Origin of the sequence: Paenibacillus sp. EPM92 (genome assembly GCF_016586185.1) — a bacterium.
In the GTDB taxonomy this organism is placed as follows: Bacteria; Bacillota; Bacilli; order Paenibacillales; family NBRC-103111; genus Paenibacillus_G; species Paenibacillus_G validus.
Genome location: NZ_BCPS01000082.1, coordinates 40,696 through 59,499, shown reverse-complemented (window position 1 = coordinate 59,499; position 18,804 = coordinate 40,696). Strand labels below are relative to the sequence as shown.

General features: G+C 53.1%; 15 protein-coding genes. 14 read left to right on the top strand and 1 reads right to left on the bottom strand.

What is annotated here, in order from left to right; genetic code table 11:
* Positions 1-44 precede the first annotated feature (44 nt).
* Entirely contained in the window at positions 45-722 is a 678-nt protein-coding gene (locus tag JMF85_RS21365) for an SIMPL domain-containing protein (RefSeq protein WP_201318864.1), read from the bottom strand.
* 267 nt (positions 723-989) lie between these two features.
* Between JMF85_RS21365 and JMF85_RS21360 the strand changes: the two genes are divergently transcribed.
* The 14 genes from JMF85_RS21360 (at position 990) to JMF85_RS21295 (ending at position 18,766) form a co-directional block, all read left to right on the top strand.
* Positions 990-1,439 carry a hypothetical protein gene (locus JMF85_RS21360; protein ID WP_201318863.1) on the top strand — a complete coding sequence of 150 codons (450 nt, stop codon included), beginning with the start codon at positions 990-992 and terminating at the stop codon, positions 1,437-1,439.
* 628 nt (positions 1,440-2,067) lie between these two features.
* On the top strand, positions 2,068-3,198 hold the full coding sequence (locus JMF85_RS21355) for an ROK family transcriptional regulator (RefSeq protein WP_372813946.1): 1,131 nt from the start codon (positions 2,068-2,070) through the stop codon (positions 3,196-3,198).
* 62 nt (positions 3,199-3,260) lie between these two features.
* Positions 3,261-4,340 (top strand): extracellular solute-binding protein, encoded by a 1,080-nt coding sequence (locus tag JMF85_RS21350; protein ID WP_127606609.1) that lies wholly within the window; start codon positions 3,261-3,263, stop codon positions 4,338-4,340.
* Between the two features lie 58 nt (positions 4,341-4,398).
* On the top strand, positions 4,399-5,493 hold the full coding sequence (locus JMF85_RS21345; RefSeq protein ID WP_054797264.1) for an ABC transporter ATP-binding protein: 1,095 nt from the start codon (positions 4,399-4,401) through the stop codon (positions 5,491-5,493).
* A 3-nt stretch (positions 5,494-5,496) separates the two neighbouring features.
* A complete protein-coding gene (locus JMF85_RS21340; RefSeq protein WP_127606425.1) occupies positions 5,497-7,227 on the top strand; it encodes an ABC transporter permease in 1,731 nt (576 codons plus the stop codon).
* Positions 7,228-7,370: 143 nt separating this feature from the next.
* On the top strand, positions 7,371-9,905 hold the full coding sequence (locus JMF85_RS21335) for an NEW3 domain-containing protein (RefSeq protein WP_127606423.1): 2,535 nt from the start codon (positions 7,371-7,373) through the stop codon (positions 9,903-9,905).
* A 74-nt stretch (positions 9,906-9,979) separates the two neighbouring features.
* Entirely contained in the window at positions 9,980-10,714 is a 735-nt protein-coding gene (locus tag JMF85_RS21330) for a creatininase family protein (RefSeq protein WP_127606421.1), read from the top strand.
* A 28-nt stretch (positions 10,715-10,742) separates the two neighbouring features.
* Positions 10,743-12,251, top strand: a complete 1,509-nt coding sequence (gene argH / locus JMF85_RS21325; RefSeq protein ID WP_127606419.1) for an argininosuccinate lyase — start codon at positions 10,743-10,745, stop codon at positions 12,249-12,251.
* Positions 12,251-13,240 (top strand): N-acetylglucosamine kinase, encoded by a 990-nt coding sequence (locus tag JMF85_RS21320; protein WP_201318862.1) that lies wholly within the window; start codon positions 12,251-12,253, stop codon positions 13,238-13,240. Before argH ends, JMF85_RS21320 begins: the two co-directional genes overlap by 1 nt.
* A gap of 25 nt (positions 13,241-13,265) precedes the next feature.
* A complete protein-coding gene (locus JMF85_RS21315) occupies positions 13,266-14,015 on the top strand; it encodes a PIG-L deacetylase family protein (protein ID WP_127606415.1) in 750 nt (249 codons plus the stop codon).
* A 94-nt stretch (positions 14,016-14,109) separates the two neighbouring features.
* Complete coding sequence (locus tag JMF85_RS21310; protein WP_127606413.1) at positions 14,110-15,351, top strand: MFS transporter; 1,242 nt, start codon at positions 14,110-14,112, stop codon at positions 15,349-15,351.
* Positions 15,352-15,424: 73 nt separating this feature from the next.
* Positions 15,425-15,646, top strand: a complete 222-nt coding sequence (locus tag JMF85_RS21305; RefSeq protein WP_201318861.1) for a hypothetical protein — start codon at positions 15,425-15,427, stop codon at positions 15,644-15,646.
* 792 nt (positions 15,647-16,438) lie between these two features.
* Positions 16,439-17,455 (top strand): LacI family DNA-binding transcriptional regulator, encoded by a 1,017-nt coding sequence (locus JMF85_RS21300; RefSeq protein WP_127606409.1) that lies wholly within the window; start codon positions 16,439-16,441, stop codon positions 17,453-17,455.
* Positions 17,456-17,701: 246 nt separating this feature from the next.
* Positions 17,702-18,766 (top strand): LacI family DNA-binding transcriptional regulator, encoded by a 1,065-nt coding sequence (locus JMF85_RS21295; RefSeq protein WP_201318860.1) that lies wholly within the window; start codon positions 17,702-17,704, stop codon positions 18,764-18,766.
* Positions 18,767-18,804: the final 38 nt, after the last annotated feature.

Here is an 18,804-nt window from a genome sequence, read left to right as displayed (position 1 = left end):
CCGATAAGGGCTGCCTCGTTTTTTTTACGGGATACCGTCAAAGCTTAGACGTAACTGTATTGGGCCCTTACAGAAGCGGTAATTTTCAATTGTCCGGGTTGGATCGGCGTAGGTGCGGTTGCCGCGTAATGTAAGGCCTGATAAGGGATCGGTTCCCGTGTACGAGCTTCTTCTTGAATGTTGTCCGGATATTTCACAAGCGTGACGGCTAACGTTGTCGCAATGGTCATGGCCTTGCTTTCGGCATTTTTAACGGCTAACGACAGGGCCTGATGATAATAAGCGGCCGGGTGCGCCATTGAAAATTGAATGTTTAAGACGGAATTAGCGCCATGTTCAACAGCCGTATCGACAACAAGTCCTGTCCGGTCTATTTGATCCAGGGTAATTTGAAGCAGATGTGTCACGCGATAACCGGTAAAGATTTGCTTCCCATCCTCATAGGAATACTGCATCTCGATCCTGTAAGCGACGGTTTGTATACGTTCCTTCGGAATGTTTAGCTGCAGCAGGGAGTTTATAACATCTGTAACGGTGGCTGCATTTTCCCTTTGGGCAATCCGCAAGCTTGTGTTTTCGGTGATTGCGCCAAGTTCTATAACGGCTCTGTCGGGAGCGGCAGAAACCGTTCCTTCGCCAGAGACTTCAATGATATGGCGGTTATTGCGATACAAGGAAGCAGGCGCCGGAGGAGCTGGAGACAACGGTTGATTATAGTACATAAGCCAACACCACCTCGACAATCATTTATTTCTGCTGTGCGGTTATGACAACGTTAAAACAATCCAGGCACCCTTAAGACTATCTACATATAGATAACATGCAGCATAATCTAAAGAGAAGGGTGATAGTTATTGATAACTCACGGCATCTAGAATCAGACAGAGCCGCCACAATTTTCGGTCAGCCAGAACGGTCCTATTCAAGTGATTTGTTCCTCGACTCCCGTCACAGAAACCGCGCTCATTACGTTTGAAGGCGGAGGGAATGTGCAGCCACTTCCCGTACCGGTTCCGGCGTGTTTCACCACGGCGCTCTTTTCACCGCAATGGTTGACATTGATTGAAGCCGGGGCCGGAGGGACAGGGAATTTTTCGAATGAGCCTTCGCCCGTAACCATCATTTTTACTCCGGCTAGCAACCAAGCAGACATCACATTCGGCAATCCCCTATCTGAGGTTAACTTTTTCTACACATCGGCCACTCCGCTTACGATTAACGCCTTTGACGCCAACAATAATCTTGTTGCCACCGCAACGGGGCCTTCAAACGCACCGCCGTTTAATGTGTTCTCCCCTCTGGGTGTCAACGCCGGTTTCAATCGGATTACAAGAATTACCGTTATCGGAGCGGCGAATCAATTCGGAATCGATAACCTTACGTTGACACGTATCCGGGAATACTTTACAATGCAGGCCCAAATGATGTCCACACCGTAACGGCCAGTCCCGGGAATCGCAGCAGGATGGCTTGCGCCGCCATGAGGCGGATGAAGAAGGCTAATTTCCGGCAGCTGCGGCTGCTTGGAATTAGCCTTTGTTTGGTTGGGCGCGTTCAGGTGAACATATATCGAATAAGTCGAGCTGTTTTTCGGCCTCCGGGAATCCTGATAAGTAATACGGATCGACGAGGCCGGTTTCGTTTTTGCGGTCTATCCATGAACTGTCCTAGTGTCATTGTCTCTTTACTCATGTGGATCACCCCGTGATTAGTTGTCTGTAAGTATATGCGGCGATCACTTCGTCCTATGTATAGGCAAGCCGAGACTGCGTCCAGTCAGGCGGACCGGCTCCGGGCGTCACGTGAGTTGGCGGTGAAGCTATGCGGGACCGCGTAAAAAGATGTTTGTGAGAATTGCCGAAATTTGAGCAAGTACATATGGAAGGATATACAAATAAAAGAAAAAGATACAATTTATCATTGAACATGTAAGTGCTTTCATTTACAATTAAACCCATCATACTTAGTTAGTCATTTTAACTAAGTAAGTTCTGCCGACGAAAGGCGGTGAACCAAGCTGCATTGAGAACGAGAGGTCAAACGGGAAATACCAAATTCGTGAAACAGATGAATCGTGAAGGCATTCTTTATCAGCTGAAGCAGAAAAGAATGTCCCGAGCGGAGCTCGCTGCGGAGACGAAATTGAGCCGTCCGTGCATCTCTTCTCTGGTGGATGAGATGATCGGCGAAGGACTGATCCGGGAAATTGGGACGGGACAGTCTCGGGGAGGCCGCAAGCCCGTTCTGCTGGAATACAATTCGCAGGCGTATGCGGTCGTTGGCGCTGTGTATGAGGGCAACTGCATCCACATGGCGATTGCCGATCTGCATGGGCACATCCTGTCCCGTTATCAAGCCCGCTTGAAGCCGCCTGCCGACGGGGAAAAGGCGCTTGCCGCTTTGGAAGCCGGACTGACGAAGCTGCTGGGGCAATGTTCTTTTGAGAGGAGCCAACTGCACGGCATCGGGATCGGGCTGCCTGGCATAACCGAGCGCAACAAAGGCACGATTTCCTTCGCGCCCAGCACAGGGTGGATGGGGCAGCCAGTCCGGCAGGCATTGGAGGAGAGATTGGGACTTCCCGTATTTATTGACAATGACGTTAATATGATGACCATAGGTGAATTTTATCAAGGCGCCGGTCGGGGAGCGAAGAACCTCATCCAGATTTATGTCGGCTCGGGCATCGGCGCAGGCATCGTCATTAACGGGCAGCTGTACAGGGGAAGCAAGGAGGCCGCCGGCGAGATCGGGTACATGATGATTGGCCCATTCCGCAACCGCAGCCAAAGAGAATACGGCGTGTTCGAGAGCAATTTCGGCGTACCTGGCATCTTGTCCAAGGCACAGCCCTTGCTGCCTTCATGGGAGGAAGGAGCGCCTATTCTTCCTCAGCTTCAGGCGGCGGCTGCGGAAGGCCATCCGGAGGCGCGCGCCCTTCTGCAAGATACCTACCGGCACTGGGCGTTCGGCATGGCCAATGTGGCCAGCATTATGGATCCGGAACTGCTGGTTCTCGGCGGAGAAATGATCCATCTCGATGAACAAGGGCTCCAAACGATTCAAGAGCTATTGTCCCGTCTCATTCCCGTCGTGCCGGTAATCAAGACGGCATCGCTTGGCGATCAGGCGGGCATTATCGGCGCGGTCCATTGCGTGCTTGAATCGTTTCCGAACCATAGGTCCTGGAGTGAATAAAACTTAAGGGGGAATTCGAATTGAATTTTGGAGTAGGAAAAGCAGCAAAATGGTTTAACGGCATGCTTGTCAGCTCGCTCGTTCTTGCTTTAGCCGCCTGCAGCGGGGGCGGGGCAAGCGTACAGCCGGCAGAAAAACCGGCGGAGAAGCCCGCCGAGAAACCGGCCGATCCGCCGAAGCCGGCTGAAGCGAAGAAGCTGGTTATTTATACGGCCAGGGATAAAACGGTCGTGGATGAAATCGTCCCCAAATTCAAGGAGCAGAACCCGGGCGTCGAGGTGGAAGTGTTGACGATGGGCGCGCAGCAGGTTCTTGAGCGCGTTCGTGGAGAAAAAGCGAACCCGCAGGGCGATTTCTGGTGGGGCGGTACGCAATCCATGTTTATGACAGCGGCCGACGAAGATTTGTTGGCGGCCTACAAGCCAACCTTTGCGGGTACGGTTCCGGCTCAGTACAAGGACGGCAAAGACCGCTGGTACGGCGAGATGCTGCTTCCGGAAGTCATCATGTACAACCCGCAAATGTTGAAAAAAGAAGATGCGCCGAAAGATTGGGATGACCTGCTCGATCCCAAATATAAAGGAAAAATTTTGATTCGCGGCGTGCTCGCCTCCGGAACGATGCGTACGATTTACTCCGCGATGATTTTCAGACAGGGTGCCGGCGACCCGGCCAAAGGCTACGAATGGCTGAAGAAGCTGGATGTCAACACGAAAGAATATACCCAGGACCCTACGAATCTTTACTTGAAAATGGCTCGCCAGGAAGGCTCGCTTTCGTTGTGGAATCTGCAGGACATCATGATTCAAAAGGAGACGAAAAATCAGCCGTTTGACTTCATCTATCCGGCCAGCGGAGCTCCGATCCTGGTGGATGGCGTAGGCATCATCAAGGGCAGCAAAAACGAAGAAATTGCCAAGAAGTTCTATGAGTTCCTGTTCGAACCGAAGCTTCGTTCGGAGCTTGCGGAGAAGCTGTTCCAAATTCCTACACGCAGTGATATCAGTAAAGATACGCTCCCGGCGTGGCTGAAAGGCATTGAACTCAAGCCGATGGAACTGGACTGGGCAACGATGGCCGCCAAGGAAAAGGAATGGATGGACTATTGGGATCAAAACATTAAAGGCAAAGGCGCAAAATAAAGGGCATGCGGGCGGAGTGAAAGCTCCGCCCCAACATTCCAGCCGGGGGGTTACCGTTTTGATTGATGTGACTTTGGAGCATGTAGGCAAGCTGTTCGGCACGGTCAAGGGCGTGGACGACGTCCATATCCAAATTAAGCCGGGGGAATTTTTCACGTTTCTGGGACCGAGCGGCTGCGGCAAAACGACGACGCTGCGTATGATCGCGGGCTTCTACATCCCCAGCTCGGGCCGAATTTTGTTCGGCAACCGCGAGGTCACGGGGCTGCCTCCCCACAAACGCAATACCGGTATGGTGTTTCAAAACTACGCGCTATTCCCCCATTTGACGGTGTTTGAGAATATTGCCTTCGGTCTGCAAGTCCGCAAAAAATCAAAAGCCGAAATTAAGGAAAAAGTGGAACAAGCTCAAAGATTGGTTCATCTTGAAGGATACGGCAGCCGCCGAATCGATCAGCTGTCGGGGGGCCAGCAGCAGCGTGTCGCTTTAGCGCGCGCATTAGTCATCGAGCCGCAAATCTTGCTGCTTGACGAACCCTTGTCCAATTTGGACGCCAAGCTAAGGGAAGAAACCAGACTCGAAATCAAGAGGCTTCAGCTGGAGCTCGGCATCACGACGATATACGTCACGCACGACCAATCCGAAGCGATGTCCATGTCGGACCGCATTATGGTCATGCAAGGCGGAGTCGTGCAGCAGATCGGAAGCCCTCAAGACATATATAACAAGCCCGTCAACCGGTTTGTCGCTTCGTTTATCGGCGAGACCAATCTATGGGAGGGAACGGTGGAACGGGTGGAGGACGGAGAAGCCTGCGTGCGCTTGACTCCGGATACGGTCATCCGGGGTTACTGCCGGAACGCATCCTCCGGGAACGTCATCCGACCGGGCTCCCGGATCACCGTTTCCGTCCGCCCGGAACGAATTCGCGAAGCGGATGCCGGTTCCGCGGATGAGACGAATACGGTTCAAGGCGATGTGGTGATCTCCGAGTTTACCGGAGTCAGTATGAATTATATAACGGAAACCGGCTTCGGCCCGTTGAAGGCGATGTTCCTGGGTCAAGGACACAATCTGAAGGCAAGCGGCGACCGGGTTTTCTTGATCATCCCGAAAGAGAGCGTCTATTTCTTAAATGACGGGAGGGAGTGACTGATGAAGACGCCGTTGGAGCCAGCAGCCCCGCCCGTCAACCGCTGGACGCTGCTCACTTCGTCCCGTTATTTCATTTATGTGCTTGTCGCCCCCTTGTTCCTGGTGCTGCTTGCTTATGTGGTGTTTCCGTTTTTTCAAACGTTTGTCGACAGCTTTAGGATTCAAGGGCAATTCTCGATGCAAAATTACGCCAAGTTTTTCAGCCTGAAGCATTCCGCGAACCTGGAGGCGCTTTGGACCTCCGTTTACATTTCCGTGATTAGCGTCATCACCTGTGCGATCGTCGGCGTCACGATGGCTTTTCTGCTGGAGCGGTACGAATTTCCGGGCCGCAAAATGTTAACGGTGCTGGCTATGGTGCCGATGGCGCTGCCTCCTTTAATCGGGGTGCTGTCGTTTACCTTTTTATACAGCGAAAGCGGAATTATTCCCCGCACATTGAAGCTGTGGTTCGATCTGGAGCAGGTTCCTTTTTCGTTAAAAGGTTTCTGGGGCGTTATTATGGTTCATACGTTCACGATGTACACGTATTTCTACATGACCGCCTCCACGGCGATTAAAGGTCTGGACCCTTCTCTTGAGGAAGCGGCCGCCTCGTTAGGCGCAGGACGCTTGTACGTATGGAGACGCGTCATCCTGCCGATGCTGACGCCGGCGATGGTTGCCTCCTCCTTGCTGGTATTCATGATCTCGATGGCTTCGTATACGGCTCCGCTTATTTTCGGCATCGACCGTACGATGACCATGCAAATTTATTTGTCGCGGACGAACGGCTCTCTGGATATGGCGGCGACGCAATCCACGATCCTATCGATCGTATCGATCCTCTTCCTGCTGCTGATGCGCTGGTATCAAGGGCTTCGCAGCTACCAGAATGCGAGCAAGGGGGTCAGCATTCACCGGACCGAAGTCAAGAGCGCGCTAGGCAAGTATACCGCTATGGCGCTGTCGACGCTCGGCGTGACGATCCTGCTGCTGCCCATTCTCGTGCTCGTGCTTATTTCCTTTTCCGTGGACGGGACGTGGACGTACCAAATCCTGCCGCCGGAATATACGACCAGACACTATGTAGAGCTGTTTACCGACAGCAAAACGTGGAGACCGATAGCGAATTCGTTCGAGATGAGCGCGATTGCCACCCTTGGCAACGTCCTGTTCGGCGTAGCGGCTGCGTATGCGATGGTTCGTCTGAAATTTAAAGGTAAATTTCTGCTCGACCTGCTGATCATGCTGCCTTGGGCGCTGCCCGGTACGGTCGTAGCGGTCAATCTGATTTCCGCGTTCAGCGAACCGTCCGTTTTCTCCTTCAATCAGGTGCTGATCGGGACGTTCTGGATTTTGCCGATGGCTTATTTCGTCCGGCATTTGCCGCTGGTCTTCCGCTCTACCTCGGCGACGCTGATGCAGATGGACAGTTCGGTAGAGGAAGCCGCACGGAATTTGGGCGCTACGTGGTGGTACAGCTTTCGGCGCGTTGTGTTTCCGATGGCTTTAAGCGGTATTCTCGCGGGAACGCTGCTCGCTTTCGTGCAGGGCATCGGGGAGTTCGTTTCTTCGATCCTTCTGTTTACGAGCAGAACGTCGCCGATTTCGGTAGAGATTTTCCAGCGTATGTACGCCTTTGACTTTGGTACCGCATGCGCCTATGGGGTGCTGCAAATTGTACTGATCGTTATCGTTCTGTTCGTCACCCGGAAAATGACCGGAGGCAATGCCGGGACCGCCATCTAAGGGGCTCCCGGAGGCACCCTTGTTCGCCAACCATTCGTTCGATCATCTCGCGGTGAATTCCTAGGGTTCGAATGCCGCGTTGTGATATAGGGCGGGAAACGGCCGTTTCCGCTTAATTAGGAAGGGATATAAGGAGGAACAGGATGAGTCTACGTGCACGCGTTACGAAGAAATATGTATCCGCCGTTACCGGTCTTGCCGTGGCAGGCACACTAGTTCTGTCGATGGCACCCGCGCCGGCGAATGCGGATCGTGGAGTCGTGGATCTGTGGAAGTCGATCAAGCCGTTAACGACCGTCGCTTCCGCCATGAACACAGGCGCCCACCCGGACGATGAGCACAGCGCGACGCTGGCTTACCTTTCTTTGGGCAAAGGGGTGAACACTTACAGTATCATCGCGAATCGCGGCGAGGGCGGACAGAACGAAATCGGCAGCGAGCTGGGCAACGCTCTCGGCATCATACGGACCCGTGAATTGCAGGAAGCCTCCAAAATTACGAATGTCTCGCTCCGTATGCTGAGTGAAACCATCAACGACCCGATCTATGATTTCGGTTTCTCCAAAAGCCCGGATGAAACTTTGCTGAAATGGGGAGATTCGGTTGTCTACGAACGGCTGATCAGGCAAATTCGCGAGCTGCGTCCCGACGTGGTCGTGCCTGCCTTTCTGAACGAAGATTCGACCCACGGGCACCACCGGGCTATTAATGTGATCACGGTGAGAGCTTATCAAGATGCCGCAGACCCGAAAGTGTTCCCTGAACATTTGCAGAACGGGCTGCAGCCTTGGCAAATTAAAAAACTGTACGTGCCGGCAAACGACAAGACATACAGCGTAGCCGTTCCCGTGGGAGATTACGATGAAATTTACGGCGCCTCCTACACGCAGCTCGGGGAAGAATCCCGCTTCATGCATAAGAGCCAGGGCATGGGCCGCCATGTGGATGAAGGTCCGATCAACAGCTATTATACGTTATTGCAATCCACCGTACCCGGTAAGGAGAAGGAAAAGGACTTCTTCGAAGGGATCGCTTTTACGTTTGAAGATTTGGCCAAAGAGCTGGAAGCGAAAGGAAAGGATGCTCAAGTTGTCAAGGATTTGCGCAGGCTGCAAACCGATGCCGATCAGGTGATTGCCGCTTATCCCGCGTTTTCCGAAGTTGCCGGGAAAGTGGAGGCCATGAAAGCCGGCGTTCAGAACGCTTTGACGGATGTAGCGAAATCCGCTTTGGATCAGGCGACGAAATATGATCTGACTTACCGTCTGCACGTGAAGGAAGAACAGTTGAACAAAGCAAGCATGGAAGCTGCATCTTTGGTGGCCAAGGTGAAGCCGGAGACCGGTGAGCTCGTGCCGGGCCAAACGATGAAAATAACGGTAACCGCCTATAACGGCGGGAAGGTGCTGCTGAAGAACGTTACGCTGAAGCTGAACGTTCCGGAAGGATGGACGGCCAAGGCGGCGGGCAGCAACGTTGTCGGGCTTCTCGCTTATAACCAGACGGCTTCAACGGTTTTTGAAGTAAACGTGCCGGAGGACGCGGCGGAATTTAAGCCTTATGACAAACCGATTATTACCAGCGATGTCGAATACGAAGTGAATGGAGTGAAGAACAAGGTTCAGGTTGTGCCGCCCAATGCGGTCGCCGTGCTTCCTCCGTTCTCCATGTCACTCAGCCCAAGCGCGGCGATCTTGAATACATTGAAGACCGATGAGCCGATTCCTGTGAAAGTGACCGTGCGCAACTACAACCCGGGCGCAGCCAAGGCATCCATTTCGCTGAAGCTGCCGGAAGGCTGGAAGACGGATGCGGCGCAGGAACTGAGCTTCGCGGCCAAAGGGGAAGTGAAGTCCGCAGGCTTCTCGGTCGTCCCTGCTGCGCAAGTGGCGAACGGCAGCTACACGATTCAAGCCGTGGCTACGAGCGGCAGCAGCCAAACCTCGAGAGGCGCACAGGTGATTCAATACGCTCATATCGGCAAAACCTATATGCTGCAGCCTGCGGAGGTGAAGGTGGAGGCCTTCGATCTGGAAGTGCCGAAAGGCTTGAAGGTCGGCTACGTATCCAGCGGGTTCGACAACATTGACCAATACCTGCAGCAGGTCGGAGTCGACGTAACGAAGCTGGAGGAGAAGGACATCCAGTTCGGCGATTTGTCTTCCTATGACACCATCGTTCTGGGCATTCGCGCCTATGCTTTCCGGCCGGAATTGATTCCAAGCAATCAGCGGCTCTTAAGCTACGTGGAGAACGGCGGAAATCTCGTCGTACAGTACCATAAGCCGGAAGACAAGTGGTCGCCGGGCTTGGCTCCGTATCCGATTAAAATCGGAGAACCGTTGATTAAATGGCGCGTTACGGACGAAAATTCCAGAGTGACCCTGCTGGCGCCGGATCATCCGATGTTCAACTATCCGAACAAAATTACGGATGCCGACTGGAATAACTGGATTCAGGATCGTTCCGCTTATAACCCGGCGGAATGGGGTAAGGAGTACACGGCTTTAATTTCCAACGGCGATCCTGGAGAGAAGGAGTTTACCGGCACGTTCCTGACGGCTCCATACGGCAAGGGCATCTATACGTACAGCTCTTTGGTCTGGTATCGCGAAATTCCGAGTCTTGTTCCAGGCTCGATCCGGTTGTTCGTTAACATGATCTCCCAGCATCAGTAAAGGCGCGAACCGGAGGACCTTCCCGGGTCCTCCGGCATTCGAAAATTTCAGGTGAAGCGAGGCAACAGGAATCCATGAATGTAATGACGATCCACGGAAGAGATGCCGGGAAGCTTATGGCACAGGCACGATTTGCCGTTGTGCCTTTAGGGTCGATTGAGTATCACGGGCCGCATTCCCCGCTGGGAACGGATGTCCTGCTGGCTCAAGGCTTTGCCGAGAGGATCGATCCGGACCTGCAGCCGTTGGTCTATCCTCCCATACCCTATACGGCCTGCCCCGGTAAAACTCGTGATTATCCCGGGACGATTTCCATTCGACCGTCCGTATTCATCGAGTATTTGACGGACTTAACCGAGGGCATCTGTTCCTCGGGAATTCGCCGCATTTTGCTGCTTAACGCTCATGATGCCAACATGGGGCCTTCCAGAACCGTCGCGGAAGCCGTGACGGCCCAGTACCCTGACGCCGGCTTTTTATTGGTCAATTGGTGGCAGATGGTGGAGACGGGGCTCATGGAGCGGAAGGGATTGTTCCACGGAACGGCCGGACGCGGGCACGGAGGTCCTTATGAAATGTCCGCGGTCAAAGCGATGCATCCCGGCTTGGTCGAAGTGTCCGATTCCGACGTGGAGTTAGATTCATGTCCTCCTTTATCGCCGCTGCCTTATGTGCTTGTAGAAGGCAAACCTCAAGGCTGGGACGGCTATACAGGCAGAATCAAGCAAACTTCGCTGGAGGCCGGCAAAGTCATTGTGGAGGAAGCCTCGCGCCAGATGAACATGCTGATCCGGAACTGGCTGAAATGAGTAGAAAATAAACGGGAGGAATAGCCGTATGAGCTGCAAAGATCAGATTATCCAGTCGGAAGGTCATCTGTTTCCTGGGAAAACCTATGCCGAATGCGTATTGGAGCCCGCCTTTAACGAAGCCAAGAGGCATCTGCTGGGTCCGATGATGGCGATTAACAAAGCCCATCTCATCATGCTTGCGGAGCAAAAGCTTGTATCCCCCGAAGAAGCGGGGGCGATCGCCAAGGCTCTTCACGGGATCGATCTGAATAAACTCAGGCAATGCTCGTACACGGGACAATTTGAAGACCTGTTCTTCCAGGTCGAACATGAGCTGCTGGACAAAGCCGGGGATATCGCCGGCAATTTGCATCTGGCCAGAAGCCGCAACGACATGGGCATCGCCATCTACAGGATGACGCTTCGGGAGAAGCTGCTGGTTACGGTATCCTCCGCCTTGTACTTAAAGGAAAACCTGCTCGCTTTCGCCGAGGAGCATGTCCATACGATCATGATCGGCTACACGCATACGCAGCAGGCTCAGCCTACTACTATGGCTCATTACACCATGGCCGTCGTCGATTCCTTAAGCCGGGACGTAGAAAGGATGTTTCGCGCCTACGCAAACTGCAACCGCAGTTCCATGGGCGCGGCGGCTTTGACGACATCCGGTTTTGCTATTTCCCGGGAAAGAATGCGTGAATTGCTCGGGTTTGACGGCTTGGTCGAAAATTCTTATGACGCGATCGGAGGAGCCGATTATGTGGCCGAGATCTGCACGGCGGCTCAGCTGGCTGCGATAAATCTGGGCCGTGTCGTGCAGGATCTGCTGCTCTGGTGCACGCAGGAATTCGCCGTGCTTCAAGTATCCGCTCCATATGTGCAAATTTCATCGATCATGCCGCAAAAGCGCAATCCGGTTTCTCTCGAGCATATGCGATCCCTGCTGTCCTCCTGCGTGGGCAGCGCGAATACGGTACTGACGATGATTCATAATACGCCTTTCGGCGATATTGTCGATACGGAGGACGACCTGCAGCCGTATGCCTGGAAAGCGCTGGCGATTCTGGATAACATCTATCGGCTGTTGGCTTCCGTAATTGGCACCATGGAGGTCAATAAAGAAGTGCTGCGCAAACGAACCGAGGGCAGCTTCGCTACCGTAACCGAGCTTGCCGACACCTTGGTGCGAACGGACGGGCTGTCCTTCCGCAAGTCCCACCATATCGTAAGCGGCATCGTAAACAAGGCGCTTGCGCAGGGCTTGGCGGCTAACGGCATTACGCTTGAACTGGTGAATGAAGCTGCGCAAGACGTGATCGGCCGCAGCGTTACTTTGAATGAGGATCAGCTGAGGCAAGCCCTGGATCCCGTTCATTTCGTCACGATCCGTTCGCTGCCGGGCGGGCCGAGTCCCCTTGAGATGGAGCGCATGATCGCAGACCGGAGGGAGCGGCATATCAGCCATTTGGAGTGGAATTATGCGTCCGAAGAAAGATCCCGTCAGGCGCTTCAACATTTGGACACGGTCATTCAAGACTGGAGCCGGTCTTAGTGGGCGCGCGGACATTCTCTCTGCTGGCCGTCGATGGCGGAGGCACGAAGTGCCGTGCGGTCGTTGCGGATGTTCGGGGCGGTTGGCTCGGTGAAGGTCGGGCCGGCTCCAGCAATTATCAAAGCGTCGGCCAAGACGCGGCCGCGCGGGAAGTTTCCCTTGCCGTGAAGGCGGCTTTGACAGACGCGGGTTATGCGCCGGAGCGGGACGGAAGCGGCGGCGTCAAGCTCGGCTGTGCGGTATTTGCTTTGGCGGGGCTGGATACGGAACAGGATCGGACTGTGCTGACGGCATTGGTAGTGGAAGTTCTTCACGGGCTGGACATTCAGGTTGACCGGTTAATCATTGAGAATGACGGCTTCGCCGCTCTGCTGGGAGCAACCGATGGGGCGCCCGGCGTTCTCGTTATCGCCGGCACCGGATCGATCGTGTACGGCGTGAATAAGGAAGGGATGAACTGCCGGGCGGGGGGCTGGGGACACCTCGTAGGCGACGAAGGCAGCGGCTACTGGATCGGCAAAAAAGCCATCACGGCGGTTATGAAAGCCGAAGACGGCCGGGGGCGACCGACCCGGTTAACGGAACGGCTCCTCTCCCATCTCGGCTTGAATAATGCCGAAGAGCTGTACAATTGGACCTTCTCTCCGGAATATTCGGTTGAACGGGTAGCCCAGCTGTGGGAAGTCGTCAGCCAAGCCTTGAACGACGGGGATGAGGCCAGCCGCTTGTTAGTTGAAGAGGCGGCTGATGAACTGTACCAGGGAGCGTCTGCCGTCATCCGCAATTTGAGTATGGAGAACGAGAAATTTTCCGTTATTTTGCAGGGAGGCGTACTGCAAAACGCGCCGTACTTGCGAGGGCTGATTTGCGGGCGGATCCGTTCCGATTTTCCTTCGGCTCAGTGGGATTCGGCCAAGAAAGAACCGGTTTACGGCGTTATTTCCATGGGACTGGCTCATATACGCCAAATAGGGCTGCACGAATCGTAGCTCCAATCTTATGGAGGTGAATGGCATGGAAAACAAAAAGAAACTGCTCTTTATTTTTGCGCATCCCGACGATGAATCGTTTGCCTGCGGGGGGACGATGGCCAAATGCTCCAGCATGGGTCATGAGCTCGTTCTGGTATGCGCCACATCGGGTTGTAAAGGCAGATGCGGCCCGTTTTCCTTCCAAACGCGTGAGCAATTGGTTGCCCATCGGGAAGGGGAGCTGAGGCAGGCCTGTCATATTCTTGGCGTCTCGAGCTTGATTCTTTACCGGTATCCGGACGGATATTTGAAGGACCAGGACCGCACGGAACTGATCGGGAAATTGAAAGACACGATTGTCGATCAGCAGCCTGACGTTGTCGTTACTTTTCCGCCGGACGGGGTTACGGGACATCCCGACCATATCGCGATCTCGGAAGCTGCGGAGCAGGCGATGCTGCTGGCGGAGGAGCTGCTTGCACGGAACCGGCTCCCGGCGTTCTATTATTCGTCGATTCCTCATTACTATAAGCACTGCGCGGACAAAGGCCCGGACCGGTTATTTCCGATTACCGGCAAGGTCGATATTCGTGAATTCCGCGCGATCAAGGGACAGGCGCTGCAAGCCCACCAAAGCCAGGTTTACTCGGTTAATCGCGCTTACCCCGGCGTCATGGAGGGCGACTTATCGGTCATCGGACCTTACGAATACTTCACGCTGGTTCGTCAACATGGACAACCGGTACCTATAAACAAGGATGTCAAGGACATTCCGCTCATGGAGCTGATCTAAAACATTCCATGCGGGTATTTCCGTTTAGGGATGCGTATTCTTGTCAAAAATGAGATACTAAATGCACTAAAAGACGGGGAAAAGGGGCCTGAACATGAATAAAGCGGGTTTGCTGCGTGAACCGAAACAACGGAAGCTGCTGTTCAGCGCTGGACTTAGCTGGTTATTCGATGCGATGGAAGTCGGGATGATCTCATTTATCGTTGCTGCGCTAGCTGTCGATTGGCATTTAAACGCGCAGCAGGTTGGATTTCTGACAGCGGTTAATTCAATCGGAATGGCCGTCGGAGCGGCAGTGGCGGGCTCGTTTGCGGATCGGTACGGACGCCGGGCCGTGTTGCTCTGGACGCTTCTCATTTTCTCTGCCGCAAGCGGGCTGTCCGCCCTGGCGACCAGCTTTGCCGTATTGTGCGCGCTTCGCTTCATCGCAGGCTTCGGATTAGGCGGGGAGCTTCCGGTCGCTTCAACGCTTGTCTCCGAGTCGGTGCCTGCCCATGAGAGGGGGCGTGCCGTTGTGCTGCTCGAGAGCTTCTGGGCCGGCGGATGGATCGTCTCCGCACTGATCGCCTATTTCATCATTCCTCATTATGGCTGGAAGACTGCCTTTATCATCGGCGCTTTACCGGCATTATACGCTTTGTACCTAAGACGGGCGATACAGGATTCGCCTCGTTATACCGCGCAGCAAGACCGAAAGCTGTCGTTTGGGGAGCGGCTGGCTTCCGTATGGTCATCGTCGCACCGCAGATCCACGATCACGCTCTGGATCTTGTGGTTGATGGTCGTATTCTCCTATTACGGCATGTTTCTGTGGCTTCCGTCCGTTATGGTGATGAAGGGCTTTAGTCTCGTGAAAAGCTTTCAGTACGTCTTCATCATGACGCTTGCACAGCTGCCCGGATATTTTACCGCCGCTTACTTGATTGAAAAGCTCGGCCGAAAGTTCGTGCTCGTCACCTACCTGCTGCTTACGGCTGCCAGCGCTGTATGGTTCGGTAACGCCGGTACGGAAGCGATGCTGATCGCGGCCGGGGCTTCCCTCTCCTTCTTTAACCTTGGGGCCTGGGGAGCCATGTATGCCTACACACCGGAGTTGTACCCGACGGCAGTCCGCTCCACGGGTGTCGGGCTTGCGGCTGCCTTCGGACGGATCGGCGGTGTAATGGGTCCCTACCTTGTAGGCATACTGATAGCACAAAACGTTGCGCTTAGTTCGATATTTATAATATTTTTCGTTGCCATTATTATCGGAGCGCTTGCCGTGTTATTCTTCGGAAAGGAAACAAAAGGGACGAACCCGGATCAAGTCGCCGATGAGCGCAAGGGCAGGCAGTGAAACAAATAGGCCCGCGATCTCGTCTGAATTTGGAAGGGTGACGATAATCGTATAAACGGAGAAGGATTACAGGATGCAAAATCGGATAAAGACATTGGAATTTAAAAGAAAATGTTTGGAATTTCATTATAGTCAAGCGGCAAATGCGGCTAACGCATTGACGCCTGATCGTTTCCATGTATGCGTGAGCGAGTTTGCAGCTATGATGGAGGTCATGCATACCTGTATTGAAATCGCCTTATTATCAACAAAGGGAATTAGTTCCTTATATGATGAAAGTAAAAGGTTTGGCTGAACAAGTCATATCAAGATTTGATGGACCTGTACAGGCAGGATCATATAAGCTTTGATCAAAGCTGGAGAACGGTTGATGGGTACAGAAGCTCTCTGGCTTGTAAAGCTTGCGGTACGCAGGTTACAAGGACGCTAAGGCACCTGGGGGATTTGAGAGAAATTTCTTTAAAAGAAAAAAGAAAGTTATGTACCGCGGTTTTCCTATGTTTATGGGCATGAAATCATTAGGGCCGATCTTCTTCCCTACCAGGGTGCGAATGAAATAACGGATGCTGAACTTATCGTCCATATCGAAAGTCTGGATACGACGACAATCCGAAAGACAGCGGGCGGATGCTGCGGTCCTGATGCATCGGTTTTTAATATTTTTTGTAAAAACGGACATCCTATCGGAAAAGAAGGTTCCGATTGCTGGATGCCGCACTTTATACGCATTCCTTTGCAAGGTATCAAGAAGCATGACCTGATCAGATCGAAAGTTCGTCAAATACAGTCTCCTTCCCGCGCTCAATCGCAGAGGATTAGCCCATAAGGACCTGGCGGTGATCTTCCGCCAGGTTTTTCTTCGTTCGCGCGCCTCGCGCCCAGCCAGTAGGGGCACAACTAACGGGAGCGAGTCCGGTCGAGGCAAGCAAGTGTCCAAGTGTCCCCGGCTTGTCATCCGTTGACATAGCAGGATTTGCCAAGTAAGATAAATTAACGGATTCGCACAGTTGATTTGAAACCTTATACAATACTTGTAAGCATGACGATGCGACGTCCATTTTTATCAATATATCGGGGTGCAATTTTTATGGCAAGCATTAAAGAAATCGCCCAATTGGCTAACGTTTCCCAGGGAACCGCCTCTATTGTGCTAAACGGCAAAGGAGATCAATACCGCATTTCCGCCCTCACGCAGCAAAAAATATATGAGGTTGCCAGGCAGCTCAACTATCGGCCCAATATTTCGGCCAGACGTCTTCGAAGCGGAGGCGAAACGGTACTGCCGATCATCGCTCTCTTCTGGGCGCTGGATACCCGAACCGTGTTAATCAGCCGGTTTTTGCACGGGCTGCAGAAGGAGCTTGCTTCCATAGAAAGTGAGTACGAGCTGCTCATTCAGCCTTATGTCGGCACCAAATTGAAAGAAATGCGAAGCTTGATTACGGGCACAAGGTTTAACGGTGCAATTATCGCTATTCCTACGGAAGAAGACGAGGAATTTTTGGAGCAGGCTCAATTGAATGTGCCTATCGTGCTGTATCAGAGAAGTTCGGCAAAATATGCTTCGGTGTACGTTGACAGCTACGGAACGGGGAAAGACGTTGCCGCCATGTTTGCCGCGCGGGGACACCGTAAAGTAGGGGCGCTCGTGCCGAACGTTTCGTCCAAGGCGATACGGCTTCGCAAGGAAGGCTTCTTGGCGAAAGCCGCAGAGCTCGGTCTGCATGTGGAGCCGGAGCATATCCTATTCTCCGATTTCTCGGAACGCGGAGGGTATGAGGCGATTCAGCGGATGGTTGAGACCGACGGGCAGCTGCCGTCCGCATTGTTTGTCATCAGCGATCAAATGGCGGTCGGTGCATTGTCGGCGCTGCACACCTATGGAAAGCGCGTCCCGCAGGACATCGAAATGATCGGCTATGACGACGATGAAGTGACCCGGTTTACGATCCCGTCCTTGTCAACCGTACACTTGCCTGTAGAAGAAATGGCCGGCGAGTGCGTCCGTATGCTGACGGATTTAATGCATCACAAAACGACGGGGCCGTCATCAAAAATCTTCGATGCGCATATCGTCGTTCGCCAGTCGTGCGGGGCCAATTGAATCAAGCGAAAGCGAAGGAAGACGGGCCGGGCGCTCAACCGATGGGAATCGGTTGAAGCGCCCGGTCCTTTTTTTAACCGCCGAAAGGGGCTCCGATCAGCTGCTTTTTTTCTTGCTAAAACGTTTTTACAAAAAGGATTGACGTGAAAACGTTTGTAAAATATAATAAAAACGTATTAGCAATACGATTTAGCAAAACGTATTAGCAAGAAGCGTCAGACCGCATTGCTTGCAAGGAGGTGAAGCATGGCCAGTATTAAGGAGATCGCTCAATTAGCAAACGTATCTCAAGGAACGGCATCCATGGTACTGAACGGCAAGGGCGATCATTATCGGATATCGGCCGCTACGCAGGAGAAGATTATGGAGGCGGCCAGGCGGTTAAACTATCAACCGAACATCTCGGCCAGACGCTTGCGAAGCGGTGGAGAAACCGTTCTTCCGATCATTGCGTTATTTTGGTCGATCGATACCCGAGCCGCGCTCATCAACCGGTTTTTGAAAGGGCTTCAACAATCCATCAATGCCATAGCGGATGAGCAAGAATACGAGATATTGATTCAGCCTTACGTTGGCACCAAGCTGAATGAAGTTCACAGTCTGCTAACGGGCACGCGATTTAACGGGGCGATCATTGCGAACCCGACAGAGCAGGATGAAGCGTACTTGGAAGAAGTAACCCCGATGGTGCCGATTGTATTGTACCAACGCAGTTCCAACAAATACTCGTATGTCAATGTCGACAGTTATTTGACCGGCGAGAAAGTGGCGGAGTTGTTTGCGAGCCGCGGCCATCGTCAGGTGGGAGTGATTGTACCGGACGTTTCTTCCAGCGCGATCCGGCTGCGTATGGAAGGGTTTCTGAATAAAGGACGCGAGCTGGGCATGGAAATTCAGGAGCAGCATCTGGTGTTTGAAGATTTTTCCGAAAGAGGCGGTTATCAAGCCGTGCAGCGTCTGCTCGATCATGGGAGCGCTCTTCCTACGGCGTTATTCTCCGCGAGCGACCAAATGGCGGTCGGCGCGTTGATGGCATTAAACGAAGCGGGGAAAGCGGTTCCGCAAGATGTGGAAATCGTGGGTCATGACGATGATGAAATTACGCAATACACAGTGCCGACGCTGACGACGGTTCATCTGCCCGTTGAACAAATGGCGGACGCCTGCTTCCATTTGCTGGCCGGGATGATGCAGCATCGGTATCAGCAATCCGTCAGTAAAGTGTTTGAGACGCATCTGGTTATTCGCCGGTCCTGCGGCGATTTTCAAGGAAGAACAAGCAGCTTAAATGCGGATTCGGACGTCACATAGCAGGATCGACGCTGGAACGCTTTAAGATATAACCAACA